This is a genomic window from Streptomyces sp. 3-6, assembly GCF_056323165.1.
In genome coordinates this window covers 19,744-35,054 of the sequence record NZ_JBWHZP010000005.1, presented here as the reverse complement: position 1 = coordinate 35,054, position 15,311 = coordinate 19,744, and the positions used below count along the sequence as shown (strand labels likewise).

General features: G+C 75.1%; 15 protein-coding genes. 8 read left to right on the top strand and 7 right to left on the bottom strand.

Going from position 1 to position 15,311, the window contains the following annotated elements; genetic code table 11:
* Positions 1-39: 39 nt before the first annotated feature.
* Positions 40-1,377 (bottom strand): aminotransferase class I/II-fold pyridoxal phosphate-dependent enzyme, encoded by a 1,338-nt coding sequence (locus AC02VZ_RS09040; RefSeq protein WP_476475046.1) that lies wholly within the window; start codon positions 1,375-1,377, stop codon positions 40-42.
* Positions 1,378-1,422: 45 nt separating this feature from the next.
* Between AC02VZ_RS09040 and AC02VZ_RS09035 the strand changes: the two genes are divergently transcribed.
* Complete coding sequence (locus AC02VZ_RS09035) at positions 1,423-2,112, top strand: pyridoxamine 5'-phosphate oxidase family protein (protein WP_476475045.1); 690 nt, start codon at positions 1,423-1,425, stop codon at positions 2,110-2,112.
* Between the two features lie 779 nt (positions 2,113-2,891).
* Here the strand turns inward: AC02VZ_RS09035 and AC02VZ_RS09030 are convergent.
* The 3 genes from AC02VZ_RS09030 to AC02VZ_RS09020 all read right to left on the bottom strand — a co-directional run bounded on the left by AC02VZ_RS09030 (position 2,892) and on the right by AC02VZ_RS09020 (position 5,935).
* Entirely contained in the window at positions 2,892-3,848 is a 957-nt protein-coding gene (locus tag AC02VZ_RS09030) for a DMT family transporter (RefSeq protein WP_476475044.1), read from the bottom strand.
* 220 nt (positions 3,849-4,068) lie between these two features.
* A complete protein-coding gene (locus tag AC02VZ_RS09025) occupies positions 4,069-5,067 on the bottom strand; it encodes an EamA family transporter (RefSeq protein ID WP_432053542.1) in 999 nt (332 codons plus the stop codon).
* A gap of 271 nt (positions 5,068-5,338) precedes the next feature.
* Entirely contained in the window at positions 5,339-5,935 is a 597-nt protein-coding gene (locus AC02VZ_RS09020; RefSeq protein ID WP_432053541.1) for a Clp protease N-terminal domain-containing protein, read from the bottom strand.
* Positions 5,936-6,133: 198 nt separating this feature from the next.
* On the opposite strand from AC02VZ_RS09020, the gene AC02VZ_RS09015 reads away from it, so the two are divergent.
* On the top strand, positions 6,134-6,346 hold the full coding sequence (locus tag AC02VZ_RS09015) for a hypothetical protein (protein WP_476475043.1): 213 nt from the start codon (positions 6,134-6,136) through the stop codon (positions 6,344-6,346).
* Positions 6,347-6,533: 187 nt separating this feature from the next.
* On the opposite strand, the gene AC02VZ_RS09010 is transcribed toward AC02VZ_RS09015, so the two are convergent.
* Positions 6,534-7,169, bottom strand: coding sequence for a PadR family transcriptional regulator (locus AC02VZ_RS09010; RefSeq protein ID WP_476475042.1), 636 nt, complete (start codon positions 7,167-7,169; stop codon positions 6,534-6,536).
* 257 nt (positions 7,170-7,426) lie between these two features.
* On the opposite strand from AC02VZ_RS09010, the gene AC02VZ_RS09005 reads away from it, so the two are divergent.
* Positions 7,427-8,251: a PhzF family phenazine biosynthesis protein gene (locus tag AC02VZ_RS09005; protein ID WP_476475041.1), complete on the top strand. Its 825-nt coding sequence runs from the start codon at positions 7,427-7,429 to the stop codon at positions 8,249-8,251.
* A 34-nt stretch (positions 8,252-8,285) separates the two neighbouring features.
* Here AC02VZ_RS09005 and AC02VZ_RS09000 read toward each other — a convergent pair whose 3' ends face one another.
* Both AC02VZ_RS09000 and AC02VZ_RS08995 read right to left on the bottom strand, forming a co-directional pair.
* Entirely contained in the window at positions 8,286-9,086 is an 801-nt protein-coding gene (locus AC02VZ_RS09000; protein ID WP_476475040.1) for a CPBP family intramembrane glutamic endopeptidase, read from the bottom strand.
* Between the two features lie 165 nt (positions 9,087-9,251).
* Complete coding sequence (locus tag AC02VZ_RS08995) at positions 9,252-10,769, bottom strand: glutamate-cysteine ligase family protein (protein WP_476475039.1); 1,518 nt, start codon at positions 10,767-10,769, stop codon at positions 9,252-9,254.
* Positions 10,770-11,332: 563 nt separating this feature from the next.
* Here AC02VZ_RS08995 and AC02VZ_RS08990 point away from each other — a divergent pair.
* From AC02VZ_RS08990 to AC02VZ_RS08970, 5 genes are all read left to right on the top strand, one after another.
* Entirely contained in the window at positions 11,333-11,914 is a 582-nt protein-coding gene (locus AC02VZ_RS08990; protein ID WP_432058626.1) for a hypothetical protein, read from the top strand.
* A 528-nt stretch (positions 11,915-12,442) separates the two neighbouring features.
* Positions 12,443-12,649, top strand: coding sequence for a DUF5999 family protein (locus tag AC02VZ_RS08985; protein WP_432058627.1), 207 nt, complete (start codon positions 12,443-12,445; stop codon positions 12,647-12,649).
* Between the two features lie 260 nt (positions 12,650-12,909).
* Entirely contained in the window at positions 12,910-13,305 is a 396-nt protein-coding gene (locus AC02VZ_RS08980) for a TOBE domain-containing protein (protein WP_432058628.1), read from the top strand.
* A 284-nt stretch (positions 13,306-13,589) separates the two neighbouring features.
* A complete protein-coding gene (modA, locus tag AC02VZ_RS08975; RefSeq protein ID WP_476475038.1) occupies positions 13,590-14,429 on the top strand; it encodes a molybdate ABC transporter substrate-binding protein in 840 nt (279 codons plus the stop codon).
* Complete coding sequence (locus AC02VZ_RS08970; protein WP_432058630.1) at positions 14,426-15,307, top strand: ABC transporter permease; 882 nt, start codon at positions 14,426-14,428, stop codon at positions 15,305-15,307. The genes modA and AC02VZ_RS08970 overlap by 4 nt, the downstream gene beginning before the upstream one ends.
* The last annotated feature ends 4 nt before the right edge of the window (positions 15,308-15,311 follow it).

Sequence of the window (15,311 nt, the reverse complement as noted above, 5' to 3'; positions counted from 1 at the left end):
CCGGGGCGCGGGTCCCGCCGGCCTCGGGCCGACGGGGCGTCAGACGTACGTCCTGACGGCTCCGCCCGGGGCTTCGAGCGCCGACGCGATCGCCGCCGCGAGCGGTTCGGTCTCGTCGACGGTGAGGGTGGAGACGGTGACGCGGATGCCCTGCGGTGCGTGGGAGCGGAAGCGGGCTCCGGGGGCGACGGCCCAGCCCGCGTGCAGCAGCCGGGCGACGGCGCCGGTCTCGTCCGGCACCGGCACCCACACGTTCGGACCGCTGCGCCCGTGGGCGGCGATCCCGCGCCGGGCCAGGGCCCCGATCAGCGCCTCACGGCGCCGTCCGTAGGCCGCGGCGACCGCGTCCGGGTCCACCACGCCGCCGGCCCACAGCCGGCCGACCGCGCGCTGGAGCAGCAGGGGCACCCAGCCGGGGCCGAGTCGCTGCCGGCCCCGGACCCGGTCGAGGGTGACGGGGTCTCCGGTGAGCACGGCGAGCCGCAGGTCGGGGCCGTAGGCCTTGGCCGCCGACCGGACGAACGCCCAGGCGGGGGTGGTCCCGGCGAGGGGGTGCGGCGGGAGGTCGACGATGTGGTGACCGTGGTCGTCCTCGATGAGCAGGGTGCCCGGATGACCGGCGAGCACCGAGCGCAGGGCCCGCGCGCGGCCGGCGCTCACCGCGGCGCCGGTGGGGTTCTGCGCGCGGGCCGTGACCACGAGGGCCCGCGCGCCGCCCGCGAGGGCGCGCCGCACATCGTCCGGGAGCGGACCCTCGTCGTCCACACCGACCGGCACCGTGCGCAGCCCGAGTGCCGGGACCAGGTCCAGGAGGCTGCCCCAGCCGGGGTCCTCCACGGCGACCGCGTCCCCGGGCCTGAGGTGGGCCGCGAGCACCCGTTCGATGGCGTCCAGCGCGCCGGAGGTGACGGCGAGGGGTCCGTCCGGGACGCCGTCGGCGTGCAGCCCGGCCCGGGCGGGCCCGGCCAGCTCGGCGGCGACCGGGTCACTGCCGTAGAGCACCGGGTCCCGGTCGCCCTGCGCCGCGGCGGCCGCGATCACGTCGGCGAGCGGCGGAAGGAGGGCGGGGTCGGGGTTGCCGTCGGACAGGTTCCGCACGCCGTCCGGCACCTCGACGCGGATCAGGTCGCGCGCGGTGGTGGCCGGTTTGGCCCGCACCCGGCTCCCGCGCCGGCCCGCGGTCTCGATGACCCCGCGCTCGCGCAGGGTCCGGTAGGCCGCCGCGACCGTGTTGGGGTTCACGCCGAGCTGCTCCGCCAGGGCGCGCAGCGGAGGCAGCGCCCGGCCGGGGGGCAGGGCACCCTCCCCGACTCCGCGCTCGATGCTCGCGGCGATCTCGGCGGCGCCGCTTCCAGTGATCCGATATTCTCCTAGCACAAACCCAAGTATGCACTAGTGCAAAAGAGGACGCCAGTGAACGCCATGCCGGGAACCCCTCCGCACCAGCCGCCGCCGTCGTCGTACGCGCGCACCGGGCGTACCGTCCCCACCCGTTCCGCCCACCGCGCGGCGTACGACAGGGAGTCGGTGCACGCGATACTCGACGCGGGCTGCGTCTGCCACCTCGGTTTCGTCCGCGACGGCGCACCGGTGGTGCTGCCCACCCTCTACAGCCGCGTCGGGGAACGCCTCTACGTGCACGGCTCGACCGGCTCCCGGCCGCTGCGCGCCGCACGCGACGACGACGCCGGGCTGCCCGTGTGTCTGACGGTCACCCACGTCGACGGCCTGGTGCTGGCCCGCTCGGCCTTCCACCACTCGGTCAACTACCGCTCCGTCGTGGTGCACGGACGCGCCCACGACGTGACCGACCCGGAGGAGAAGCGCCGGGCACTGGACTCCCTCGTCGAGCAGGCCGTACCCGGGCGGGCCGCCGACTGCCGCCCCGCCGACAAGAAGGAACTCGCCGCCACCGCCGTGCTCCGGCTCGACCTGCGCGAGGTCTCCGCCAAGGTCCGCACCGGCGGCGCCAACGACGAGCCCGAGGACCTCGCCCTCCCCCACTGGGCCGGTGTCCTCCCGCTGCGCACGGGGTACGACACCCCCGTCCCGGACCCCGGCCTGGCCCCGGGGACCGTGCTGCCCGGTTACCTGGCGGCTCTGGGGTGCTGATCCACCCCGGGGCCACACCCCGCGAGGGCGCCTGGCAGCAGCGGATCGGCCGTGCGCGACGTCGGCCGGCTCGCGCGCAACGGCCCGCCCGGTGAACCGCCGTGGGTCCTCCAACCCGGGTACTTCTCCGACGACGCCGGGCGCGGCGAGGCGGTCACCCACCCCGGCCCGGCCCACCGCGCTCCGGACAGGCTAGGGAGGCGAATTCCGAGTTCGCGTGAGCGTGATCGACGACCATGTCCGGGTCCCCCGCTCCTGGCAGACGAGCCGGCACCCTGCCCGGCCCGGCGCGCCGACGAGCGTGTACGTGACCGTCCCACAGCGGTGCCGGGCCGGCGGCTCCGCCTTCTGCACCGGATCGCCACCATGGGCCGCGCCCGTCGTGGCGGCGGGCGCGAGGCCCCGTCCGGCAGGCCGCTGCCGGGGGTCCGCGGGCTCCGGCTGGAGGTGACCGGGGTCGGGCGAAGCCCACGTACGCAGGCAGGCGGTCGGCAGCCGTCCGCGAGCGGATCGCGGGCGGATCGCGGACGGATCGCGGACGGATCGTGGGCGGATCGCGGGTGGCCCTGCCGGCCGGGACGGCCCGAGGAACGCGCGGGTCCGCGTGCACATGGCACGGCCGTAGCATCGGGGACCGGGGACGGGAGGCGACGGGGCCAGGACGGCAGGGCCCAGGGCCCGCCCCACGCCCGTCCGGCCTCTCGGCCCTACGCGTCCGCCCCGATCACTCCGCCCCGCCGGACCGCCCCGCCGGACCGCCCCGCCGGACCGCCGCCCCGTCAGACCGGTACGGCCTCCGGCTCCGCCCGGCGGGCCCGGGCGCCGCGGGCCTCGCTCGCGGCGAGCCCGGCGACCGAGCCGAGCATCAGCAGGGTGCCGACCAGGGTGGCCGCGGTCAGTCGTTCGCCGAGCACGGCGACGGCCAGCACCGCGGCGCTCACCGGCTCCAGCAGCATGATCACGGACACGGTGGCCGAGCGGACGACGGCGGCACCGGCGAAGTAGAGGCCGTAGGCGAGCGCCGTCGGCACCGTCGCCACGTACACGACCAGGAGCAGCAGCGTGCCGGGCCGGTCGGTGTGCGGCACCAGGCCCTCGATCGCGGCGAGGGGCAGCAGCACCAGGCTGGTGACGGCGAAGGCGCCCATGGTCGTGCCGGTGGCGTCCGTGGCTCCGTCGCGGCCCCACCAGCGGGTGAGCAGGGTCATCGTCGAGTACCCGGCCGCGGAGAGCAGGGCGAGCAGGACACCCCACGCGTCCACGGTCGTCTCCCCGCCGCCGAGGACGAGCACCACCAGACCGGCGAGCGCGCCCGCGACGGCGGCCAGACCGCCGCGCCCGAGCCGCTCGCCCAGGGTCAGCCGGGCGCCGAGGGCGATGAGCACGGGCCCGGCGCCGAGGGTGACGACGGTGGCCACGGCCAGGCCGGTGGCGGAGACAGCCGCGAAGTAGGCGGTCTGGAAGACCGCGAGGCCGATGCCGGTGGCCCCGGCCCGCAGCACCCGGCGGCGCAGCGGCTCGGTGACGGCGGCGCGGGGGCGCCGGGCGAGCCGCTGCGCCACGAACAGCAGCACCAGCCCGAGCGCACAGCGCCAGAAGGACAGGGCGACGGGCCCCATGTCACCGGTCCGGTAGACCAGTGACGCGGCGGCGCCCGCGGTGCCCCAGGCGGCACCGGCGACGACGAGATAGAGCAGGCCCCGCCCGACGGGCAGACCGGAGACGGTGTTCGACACGTGTTCTCTCCGCAGATGTGCGCACCCCGCCCGACGGCGCGGGTGCGGAAGTTCGGGAAGGGATCCGGCGGTCCCGGCCGGGGCCGGGGCGGCGGGATCCACGGACTTCATCTGCGGGCAGCCCCGTTGCGCCCGGCAACCAGCCGGGCGGGGTGACGGAGGCCCGCCTCAGACGGCCGGAGGCGGAAGAACGAGGGCGCGCGCATGCATGATCGGCACCCTAAGCCGCCTTCCCCGGCGAGGACAACTCCCGGTCCGGGCCGCCCCGGGCCACCGGCCCGTCGGAGGCCCTGGCCGGTGCCGAGGACTGCGCGATGAACGCGCCGGCCAGCACCACCGCGCCGCCCACGAGTTGTGGCGCCGAGAGGTGCTCGCCGAGGAGGAACCAGGCCAGGACGGTGGCGATGACCGCCTCCAGGCAGGCGACCACCCCCGCCACCTGGGGCGACAGCCGGCGCACGGCCAGCACGCCGGTGCCGTAGGCGAGCACCGTCGCGAGCAGCACGACCCAGGCCACCAGGAGGCCGGCGGCGACCGGCGTGCCGTCCATCTCCGCGGTGCCGGCGAGCACGGACCAGTCCATGGACCAGGGCCGGGCGACCACGGTCAGGACGGCGGCGCCGATGAGCAGGCCGAAGGCGATCACGCCGAGCGGGTCGGGTGCCCGGTCGCCGGCGTCACTGCCCTGGTCGGACAGGACGAAGTAGCCGACCTGGCAGCAGGCGGCACCGAGGGCGAGCAGCAGGCCCAGGGCGTCGAAACGGAGACCGGCCCACACCTCGACGACGCAGGCCAGGCCGCCCACGGCGAGGACCACCCCGACCGCCGCGGCCCGGGTGACCGGCCGCCGCTGCACGAACCGGACCCAGCCGAGGACCAGCGCGGGCGCCAGGTACTCCACCAGCAGGGCGACCCCGACCGGGATGCGGGAGATGGCGGCGAAGTAGAAGGCCTGGACACCGGCGACGGCGAGCAGGCCGAACCCCGCGAGCAGGGCCGGGTGGCGGCGCAGCAGGTCCCGGTGGCGGACGGCCAGCGGGGCCATGACGAGGGCGGCTCCGGCCACCCGGAGCCACACCACGTGGAGCGGATCGAGGCCCGCCTCGATCAACGGCTTGGCCGCGACACCGGATCCGCCGAAGGCCACCGCGGACAGCAGCGCCAGACCCAGTCCGACACCCCTGCCGCGACCGCCCGGCGCGCTGACAGTCGTATGCACCGACTCATGATGGCAGGCGTCGACAGGAGCGTCACCCCCGATGGCACCTGTCTCACCGAGTGGACGGCCCGGTTGGGCCCCCGGGTGGGCGGCCGGGCGCATCGGGCGGACGGGATCGGACGGACGGCCGGACCGGTCAAGCCGGTCAGGCCCGTCAGGCCCGTCAGGCCGGTCAGGCCGGTCAGGCCGGTCGGGAGAGCCACATCGCGCGGACGGAGGGACGGGCGGGCGGGGCCGGGAGCGGGGGGCAGGGGGCGGTCGGAGCCCCGCTTCAGCGCGGGCCCTCCCCGAACGTGCGGTCGGCGCGGACCGCCGGACACTCCCGGGGCCGCCCGGGCCCTGCCGCCCGCGCCTCGGTCCGGACGGTCAGCGCGGGCACGTCGATGCCCGCCCGTTCGAGCACCTCGACGGCGCGTGCCCCCGGTGCGGCGACGATCGCCGCGAGGAGGTCCACTCCTCGGGCGGGCCCGCCGCGCCGTGCGGCATGCGCGCGGGCGCTGTCCATGCAGGCGGCGGCCACCGGTGACAGGCCCGCGGCGGTGCCGCTCACCACCGGGACGGTGCCGGAGTCCTCCACGGCGCTCTGCCAGCGCAGGCCGTAGCCGATGCTGCGCTGCACCAGGTAACCGAGCAGCCGGGCGCTGCCGGGCCCCTCACCGAACACCTCGCCCACCTCCGCGTCGGACTCCAGGAGGGAGTGCAGCAGGTGGGCCGTGTCGATCTGCCGGTCCCCGTCCCTGAGGGCGCGGCGGCGGGCACCGGCGACCACGGCCGCGAGGTCTTCGCTCAGCCCGGCAGCGCGGTCCGCGGGGCGCCTGCCCGGCTCCGCGGGCTCGGGGGCCGTCGGCCGTGATGTACGGGGGTGCACGTCCCCACCCCATCAGCCGGGCCCGGCCCCGGACATCCGCGCCGGGAAGCATCTTCGCGTCCCACGGGAAGCTGACGGCGGCGGCCGGCCCTCCTCCTTGCGAAGGAGATTCGCCGTCCCGGCCCGTGGGGGCGCGCGCCGCCTTGACCCGCGCCCGCACGGCAACCGGAGGGGCCCCGCCGCTCGTCCCACAGGGGCATGGAGAGCAGGTGCTGGCTGGTCGCCCTGCCGGCCGTGGACGGCAGGCAGTACGTCTACCGGGTCTACGCCCCGGACGACGCCCTGCCCGCCGACCTGTTCTGGGAGGCATGGCACCACCACGACGAGGGGCCCTTCCCCCGGGCCTGCGACCTGTTCGACGCGGCGGTCATACGCAGGGTCGGCACCCCCGGCGGCCCGGCCCGCCCCTGACACCTCGCCGTACCGCGCCGCCCCTCACCGCGCTTCGCCTCCCGCCCTGGCGCCACCCGCCCCGGCCTTCCCGGCCCGGCACACGGGGCGGCGCCCCACGTGCCCGACGTGGGGCGCCGCCGACTCCGGCGGGGTCCGATACCAGGGCCCTGGGGCCGGACAGGTCCGGCCCCAGGCCGGGGGAGGCTCAGTCCTCGCCGGCCAGGATCAGGTACAGCTTCTTGCGGGCCTCGTTGATGACGGCCAGCGCCTTCTCCCGCTGCTCCTCGCTCCCGGTCTTCCACACCTGCCCGAACGCTTCCATCAGCCCGAAGCCGGCCTGCCGGATCTCGTTCAGGGCCTCCCAGTCCACTCCGCGCGAGACGTCCTCCCACGGCGCCTCGGGCCCGTCGTCGGCGGCCGCGCGGCCGTCGTCGGTGAGCGCGAACAGCTTCTTGCCGCCGTCCGCCTCGCTGGCGATCAGCCCCTCGTCCTCCAGCAACTGGAGGGTGGGGTACACGGAGCCGGGGCTGGGCTTCCACGCCCCGCCGCTGCGTTCGGCGATCTCCCGGATCATCTCGTAGCCGTGCATCGGCCGCTCCCGCAGCAGGGCGAGGATCGAGGCGCGCACGTCACCGCGTCGCGCCCTCCCTCCCCTCGGCCCTCCGCGCCCCCGTCCGCCCCAGGGGCCGCCGTGACCGAAGCCGAAGCCGGGTCCGCCGCCTCCCGGGCCACCGGGACCGAAGGGGCCGAATGCGGCGCGCAGCCGCTGGAAGTCACCCCGCCCCTCGTGAGGGCCGCCGTGACGGCGTCCGCAGTCGTGTTCGTGTCCGTGAGTACGCATGGCCACCACTCTCCTCGTCGTTGAGCTGTCGCGATAACTCAACGATATATCGGTGACGCATCGCCTGACAACCCCGTCGCGCCCCCGTGGCGCGCTTCGGATCGCGCCCGCCCTCCACGCCCGGGCGGGCCCACTCCTCCGGTCGCAGAGGACGGCGGGCGCCTCCAACCGGCACGGCCCGCCCTCTCCCGCGCACCGGGCCGGCACTCGCCGACCGGCCTTGGCACGGACGTTCCCGCAGGCCGTACGGTCACGCCATGCGGATTCACATCGTCGACGCCTTCACCGACCGCCCCTTCGCCGGCAACCCCGCCGGGGTGCTGCTCCTGGACGGCGGCTTCCCCGACGACGCCTGGATGCAGGACGTCGCACGCGAGGTCAACCACGCCGAGACCGCCTTCGCGCACCCCATGAGCCGGGGCGGGGAGGCCGACTGGGCGCTGCGCTGGTTCACCCCGGTCACCGAGGTGGCGATGTGCGGGCACGCCACCCTGGCCACCGCGCACGTGCTGAACACCACCGGGGCGCACCGGGGCCCCGTGCGGTTCGCCACCCGCAGCGGGGTGCTGCGCGCGGACAGCGCGGAGGACGGCAGCCTGACCCTCGACTTCCCCACGGCTCCGCTCACCCCCGCGGCCGTCCCACCGGGACTCGGCGACGCGCTGGGCACCGCCGTGCTGTCGGCCTTCGACACCGGCCCCGACGTCGGGGACCTCCTCGTCGAGGTCAACGACGAGGAGACGGTGCACGCGCTGCGCCCGGATCTGCCGTCCCTGGCCGCCCACTCCACGCGCGGCATCATCGCCACCGCCCGCGCGGCGGACCCGGCGCGGGGGTACGACTTCGTCTCGCGCTGCTTCTTCCCGAACGTGGGCATCGACGAGGACCCCGTGACCGGCAGCGCCCACACCGCGCTCGCGCCCTACTGGTCCGAGCGCCTCGGCAGGACGGTCCTCACCGGGCTCCAGGCCTCGTCCCGTTCCGGCAGGATCCGCACGGAGGTGCGGGGCGCGCGCACCCTGCTGCACGGGCACGCCGTCACGGTGATCGCCGGCGATCTGGTGGCGGAGCCGGGCGCCTGACGGAGCGGGCCGGGGGCGCGGCGCGCCCGCCCGCTCAGGCCGTCGGCAGCCAGTCCACCTTGCCGGCCAGCAGGGCGTACCCGACGAACGCCCCGATGTCGAGCAGTGTGTGGGCGACGACCAGCGGCCCCACCCGGCCCCACCGTCGGTACAGCAGGACGAACACCACGCCCATCACCATGTTGCCGATGAAGCCGCCGATGCCCTGGTAGAGGTGGTACGAGCCGCGCAGCACCGCGCTGGCCGCCAGCACGGCCCCGGGTCCCCAGCCCAACTGGTCGAGTCTGCGCACCAGATAGGCGAGGACGATGACCTCCTCGACGACGGAGTTCTCCATCGCCGCGAGGATGAGCACCGGGAACTTCCACCACACCTCGGGCAGCGCCTCGGGCACCACGGTGAGGTTGAAGCCGAGGCCGCGCGCGGCCAGGTAGAAGGCGATGCCGCTGCTGCCGATGACCGCGGCGACGGCGGCCCCGCGGCCCAGGTCGGACCAGGGCCGGGTGCGGTCGAAGCCGAGGGTGCGCAGACCGGCGCCCTCCCGCAGCAGGAAGTGCGCGACGAGGGCCACCGGCACGAGCGCCGTGCTGATCCCGAACAGCTGCCAGGCCAGGTCCAGCCACGGACGGCCGGGCGCGGCCGAGGCGTTGAGCGTGGCGGCCTGGTCCTTGAGGCCCCCGGGCCGGGTGACCGAGCCGATGAAACTGATCAGCGCGGAGACCGCGCTCGCGCCGAGGGAGAGCGCCAGGACCAGCAGCGTCTCGTCCCGCAGGGTCCTGCGGGACAGCTCCCGCCGAGGAGGGGACACGTCCCCCGGGCCCGCCTCCGCCTGCACGCCTGCCTCCCCATCACCGACCGGTCCGGATCAGTATGCAGGTCAGTATGCGGGGCGACGGCCCGGAGGCCCCCGGCGGCCCCGCCGCACGACGGGCCCGGGGCGCCCCTCCCGGGCCGGTCGGCCGTCCCGGGCGGTGACGCGCGGATACCGTCCGGGGGGCGGTCAGGTCGCCGGGACCGGTTCGGGCAGTCCGACGGGCCAGCTGTGCACCGGATCGCCCTGCACCATCAGCTCGCGGTAGCGGCGGGTGGTGGCGGCCAGGGCGGCCTGCCGGTCCAGACCGGCGTCCAGCGCCCGGTGGAAGGTCGCGGCCTGCCAGCTCGCGCCGTTCGTGCGGCGGCGGCAGCGCTCCTCGATCACCCCGAGGTACAGGTCGCGGTCGGCCGGTTCGATGCCCCACGCGTCCAGCCCCGCCTCGGCCAGCGGCAGCAGTTCGTCGCGCACCAGGGCGACCGCGTCGACCTCGGTCGTCCCGCCGTAGCGGCCGCGCCGGGGCCAGGTCAGGCGTGCGTCGATCCCGTACCGGCACGCGGCGTCGAAGTTGGCGGCGGCGGCCTCGAAGGGCAGCCGGGTCCACACCGGGCGGCTCTCCTCGGCGAGGGCGCGCACGACGCCGTAGTAGAAGGCGGCGTTGGCCACCACGTCGACGACGGTGGGGCCGGCCGGCAGCACCCGGTTCTCCACGCGCAGGTGGGGGACGCCGTCGGCGATGCCGTAGACCGGACGGTTCCACCGGTAGACCGTGCCGTTGTGCAGGACGAGTTCGGCCAGCGACGGCACTCCGCCCTTGTCGAGCACCTCCAGCGGGTCCTCGTCGTCGCAGATCGGCAGCAGGGCCGGGTAGTACCGCAGGTTCTCCTCGAACAGGTCGTACGCCGAGGTCACCCAGCGCTCGCCGAACCAGGTGCGCGGGCGCACGCCCTGGGCCTGCAGCTCGGGCGGCCGGGTGTCGGTGGACTGCTGGAACAGCGGGGGCCGCGACTCCCGCCACAGCTCCCGGCCGAACAGGAACGGCGAGTTGGCCCCCAGCGCGATCTGCGCGGCGGCCACGGCCTGGGCCGCGTTCCACACGTCGGCGAAGCGGGCCGGGGTGACCTGGAGGTGGAGCTGCACGGAGGTGCAGGCGGCCTCGGGGGCGATGGACTTCGAGGTGCAGGTGAGGTGTTCGACCCCTTCGATGTCGAGGGTGAAGTCCTCGCCGCGCGCGGCCACGATCTGGTCGTTGAGGAGGGTGTAGCGGTCGACGGCGGACAGGTTCGAGGACACCAGGTCGTCCCGGTCCAGCGTCGGCAGAATGCCGATCATCACAATGCCGGCGTCCACCTCCGCGGCTTTTCGGTCCGCGTACGCGAGTGAGGTGCGCAGTTCCTCCGCGAGCCGGTCGAAAACCCGGCCGTCCACCCGGTGGGGGGCGATGTTGACTTCCAGATTGAACATGGCGAGTTCGGTCTGGAAGTCACGGCTCGCGATGCGTTCGAGGACTTGCGCGTTGAGCATTCTCGGCATGCCGTCGGCGCCCGCGAGGTTCAATTCGATCTCGACCCCCATGAGGTTCTTGGGGCGGTCGAACCGCTTCTCCGCCAGCAGTCGCTCCAAGCCGGTCAGACACCTGCGCAGCTTGTCGCGGTAGAGCTGGCGATCGGACAGGTCGAACTGACCCGCCACGACCTTTTCCCCCATCGAAGTCCCTCCTCGGATGGGCGGGCCGAAGACCGGCCGCCGGGGTCCTGGTGCACAGAGGAGGATGCCCAGCCGATGCGATCGATAACGTCCCCGACCGGCCCGGCACCCGCTACCCTGTGGGTTGTGACCAGTGGCACATTCACGGGGCATGAAGCGCAACAGACGTCACGCACCCATTGAGGAATCGTGAAAAACGCCGATCGAAATGGGCCGACCGCGCTTCACGCATTTCTCCAGGTCACCGCCTCGCAGCCACCGCGGAACCGGGATGGTTCACGCATTTCATCGACCGGAAGTACCCTTGTTTTCCCTGCTCGAAACGGCTAGCCGAAACATAGCCCTAACACGTTTCGTATAAACTCCGTGAACAAGGCAGAGAGCTGGCGCCGCGGTCGAGCGATCCAGCCGACGAGGTGACGTCCGGCAGTCCTCACCCCCACCTCTCGGGCTCCGGCCCGGCCCCCGCCTCTCTGACTTCCGCGAGCAGACAGCGCCGTCCGCCACGCCACGCCACCCCCCGCCCTCGTGCCACCGTGCCTTCGAATGAGAGGCGACCCACCATGCCCCTGCATGTCCCTCCGGCTCCCGCGCCCGCCCTGCGGTCCGTCCTGACCGCGCTCTCCTCCCCCACCGCGGTCCGCGACGCCCGCACGCCCTCGCTCCTGGACGCCCCACGCCCCCTCACGCCCGAGCTGCCGCTGCCCGTGCACGTCCTGGACGGGATCACCACCGGCGGCTCGGCGACGCGGCTGGCCGGCTGGCGGTTCCTGGTCCGCTCCGGCGAACACGCGGTGGCCGCGGCGGACACCGTGCTCACGGCCGACGGCTGGACGTTCTCCCGCTTCTTCGAGGGGCCCTACGTCACCTCCACCGAACTGGCGCTGCGCCAGGCCGAGGCGATGACGGAGGCGTACCAGCCCCGGCTGCTGTCGGTGCCGGAGCTGTACATGCTGACGCTCTGGCTGCACGGCGACCGCACCGCGGACGGCGCCGCGGGCCGTCCGGCCGCCACCGACCTGCTCGTCCCGCTGGCCCCGGCCCCGCCCGGGATCGCGGCGCACCGTCCGCACCGGGTGGCCGACCTGCTCCCGGTGCTGACCCACCGGGTGACCCGGCCCCGGCTGCTCGGCTCCCCGGCGTGACCCACGACCGGCGCCCTCCGCGCCGCCGCCCGTGACGCACCGCGCCCTCGGCACGACGCACGACGTACAGCACGTCCCGCACCCCGCCGCCCCGGACGTTCCGGGCGCGGCGGGGTGCGCGCCGTGAGGCGGGCCGGCGCCCGTGACCCGTGCCGCGGCAGACAGCGTCCGCCCGCCGAGGAGCCGCGGCAGGCAGCGTTCGCCCGCCGGGGAGCACGCGTCCGGTGGGTGCTCTCGGCGTGCCGGGCGCCGCGACGGGGCGGACGTTGCCCGCCGGGGGACTAGCCCGATCCGGCCCCCTCGAACCACCCGAAGTGACAGTGCAGTTGGGATGAACCGTCCGCGTGGGTGACGCGTCCTCCCGGCAGGAGGGGCGGTACCGCGAAATCCCTGCGGATCGACGCCCTTGCGGCAACACTGTTCCCGACCGACTTGTCACCACGGGGGGCGGCCATGAACGACGCTTCGAGCCGCGCGACTGCACGATCCGCCATGCCACAGGACACCACAGAGCGAGAGAACCCACCCATGTGCCAGCACCAGCCACCGTGCCCCTCAGCCGACTCCGCCGACCGGGAGTCCGCCCGCCTGGCGGCCCACCACCCGGAACAGGGCTGGAGCCTGCTGTGCAACGGTGTCGTGCTCTTCGAGGACCTCGGTGAGCTGCTGCCCGACGGCAGCGTCATCGCGCCGCAGCGCCCCCGGGACACCGATCCGGTCATGACCACGGCCTGACCGCCACCCCGACCGGCGGCGCCGCACCCGCTCGCGGCCGGTGCCGGACGCACGCGCCCGCGGCCGGTGAAGACACGAAGGGCCGGGCGACGGGCCGCCCCCGCCGCCCGGTTCTGCCGCACGTCCCGCCCGGCCCGCCGATTCCTCGTGTCCCGCACGTCCGACGCATCGGTCCCGACTCGCGTACCGACCCGTCGGCGCAGCGGCGCAGCGGCGCAGCGGCGGCACGGTACCCGGCACCCGGCCATAGGGTGACCGGCATGCAGTCCTACACCATCGGCCAGGCAGCACGACTGCTCGGCGTGAGCCCCGACACCGCCCGCCGCTGGGCCGACGCCGGGCGGATCACCACCCACCGCGACCGGGGCGGACGCCGCCTCGTCGACGGCCGGGACCTGGCCGTCTTCTCCGTCGAGCTCGCCAAGGCGGCCACGGACGAGGAGGACGCCCCCTACACCTCGGCCCGCAACGCCTTCCCCGGCATCGTCACCGCGATCAAGCTGGGAGACGTCGCCGCGCAGGTCGAGATCCAGGCCGGGCCGCACCGCCTCGTCTCGCTGCTCACCCGGGAGGCTGTCGAGGACCTGGGGCTGGAGGTCGGCATGGAGGCCACCGCCCGCGTGAAGTCGACAAACGTCCACATCGACCGGGTCTGACGCCGGTCCCCTGTCACGCGGGCCGGCTCGGCCGACGGCCGGGCAGGGGTCCAGACGGCATCCCCCTCCCTCCCGTCGCCTCCGTCCCCTGGTGCCTCGTCCTCGACACGCCGGACACCCGCTCGTCGGACGAACGCACACACCCACCTGATCGCCCGTCCACCTCGCTTGTGCGATGCCATGGATGACTTCGGCCTTGCATCTGCGCCATGATGGTCGGACCCGTGGAAGGCAGCGCAGCACGGCGCCTTCCCCCGTCTCGCACCCGAGGGAGCGGCCGAGAGATGCCCCGTCGTCGTACCGCGCGCCCGCCGCGGCGGCTCTCCACTGCCGTCGGGACGCGTCCGGGCCGGACCGTGGCCGGCACCGGGGCCGCCGCCCTCCTGTTGCTGACCGGTGCGTGCGCCGCCGACGGACAGGGCGAGCCCGGGGCCCGCGACGGCAGTCCCACCGGGTCGGTCACCGTGTTCGCCGCCGCCTCGCTCGAGGAGAGCTTCACGGTCCTGGGCGAACGGTTCGAGAAGGCCCACCCCGGCACGAAGGTCACGTTCAACTTCGGCGGCAGTGACAGCCTGGCCGCCGGCATCACCAACGGTGCCCCGGCCGACGTCTTCGCCGCCGCCAGCACGAAGACCATGGGGATCGTCACCCGCCACGGCGACGCCGACGGCACCCCCGCCCCGTTCGCCCGCAACCGCCTGACGATCGCCACCCTTCCGGGCAACCCGCGCGGCATCGGCTCCCTGAGCGACCTGACCCGGCCAGGTCTGAAGGTCGTCCTGTGCGACCGCTCCGTCCCCTGTGGTGCCGCCGCCCGGACCGCGCTGACCGCCGCCGCTGTCGATCTCACCCCGGTCTCCTACGAGCAGGACGTCAAGAGCGCCCTGACGAAGGTCGAGCTCAAGGAGGCGGACGCCGCCGTCGTGTACCGGACGGATGTGAGGGCGGCAGGTGACAGGGTGGACGGCGTGGACTTCCCCGAGTCGGCCGAGGCCGTCAACGACTACCCGGCCACCGTGCTGAAGAACGCTCCCAACCCCACGGCCGCGCGGGCGTTCCTCGCGCTGGTGCGGTCGGCCGAGGGACAGCGGGTGCTGAACGGTGCCGGGTTCCTCGCGCCATGACCGGCGCCGGTGAGTCCCCCCGCCCCGGGGACCGGACGTCCGCACGGCCCGGGCCCGGCCGTGCCCCCGGGGCCGGGAAGGCACGGCGGAGCCCACCCGGCCGGGGCGTCCCGCTGCCGCTCCTCGTGCCGGCCGTGCTGGGGCTCGCGTTCCTCCTCGTGCCCCTCCTCGCGCTGCTCCTGCGCGCCCCCTGGGGCAGTCTGCCGGAGCAGCTGCGCAGCCCCGAGGTGTGGGAGGCGCTGCGGCTCTCGCTGATCTGCGCCACGGCGGCGACCGCGCTCAGCCTGCTGTTCGGCGTGCCCCTCGCCTGGCTGCTGGCGCGCACGGACTTCCCGGGGCGGGGACTGGTCCGGGCCCTGGTCACGCTGCCCCTGGTCCTCCCGCCGGTGGTGGGCGGTGTGGCGCTGCTGCTCGCCCTCGGCCGCAACGGTGTCGTGGGCCAATGGCTGGACGCCTGGTTCGGCATCACGCTGCCCTTCTCCACCGCCGGTGTCGTGGTCGCCGAGACCTTCGTGGCGATGCCGTTCCTCGTCATCAGCGTCGAGGGCACCCTGCGGGCCGCGGACCCGCGGTTCGAGGAGGCCGCCGCCACCCTGGGCGCCTCCCGGTTCACCGCCTTCCGCCGGGTCACCCTGCCGATGATCCTCCCCGGCGTCGCGGCCGGGGCCGTGCTGGCCTGGGCGAGGGCGCTCGGCGAGTTCGGCGCCACGATCACCTTCGCGGGCAACTTCCCCGGCCGCACCCAGACGATGCCGCTCGCCGTGTACCTGGCCCTGCAGAACGACCCGGCGGCGGCCATCGCCCTGAGCCTGGTCCTGCTGGCGGTGTCCATCGCCGTGCTGGCCGGGCTGCGCGACCGCTGGACGAGGGCGGTGTGAACGG

Excerpts from the sequence above, each read along its gene's own strand:
- AC02VZ_RS08990 (WP_432058626.1), top strand. The coding sequence starts at position 11,333 with ATGCCCCTGCATGTCCCTCCGGCTCCCGCGCCCGCCCTGCGGTCCGTC.
- AC02VZ_RS09005 (WP_476475041.1), top strand. The coding sequence starts at position 7,427 with ATGCGGATTCACATCGTCGACGCCTTCACCGACCGCCCCTTCGCCGGC.
- AC02VZ_RS09010 (WP_476475042.1), bottom strand. The coding sequence starts at position 7,169 with ATGCGTACTCACGGACACGAACACGACTGCGGACGCCGTCACGGCGGC.
- AC02VZ_RS08995 (WP_476475039.1), bottom strand. The coding sequence starts at position 10,769 with ATGGGGGAAAAGGTCGTGGCGGGTCAGTTCGACCTGTCCGATCGCCAG.
- AC02VZ_RS08970 (WP_432058630.1), top strand. The coding sequence starts at position 14,426 with ATGACCGGCGCCGGTGAGTCCCCCCGCCCCGGGGACCGGACGTCCGCA.
- AC02VZ_RS09035 (WP_476475045.1), top strand. The coding sequence starts at position 1,423 with ATGCCGGGAACCCCTCCGCACCAGCCGCCGCCGTCGTCGTACGCGCGC.
- AC02VZ_RS09015 (WP_476475043.1), top strand. The coding sequence starts at position 6,134 with ATGGAGAGCAGGTGCTGGCTGGTCGCCCTGCCGGCCGTGGACGGCAGG.
- AC02VZ_RS08980 (WP_432058628.1), top strand. The coding sequence starts at position 12,910 with ATGCAGTCCTACACCATCGGCCAGGCAGCACGACTGCTCGGCGTGAGC.
- modA (WP_476475038.1), top strand. The coding sequence starts at position 13,590 with ATGCCCCGTCGTCGTACCGCGCGCCCGCCGCGGCGGCTCTCCACTGCC.
- AC02VZ_RS08985 (WP_432058627.1), top strand. The coding sequence starts at position 12,443 with ATGTGCCAGCACCAGCCACCGTGCCCCTCAGCCGACTCCGCCGACCGG.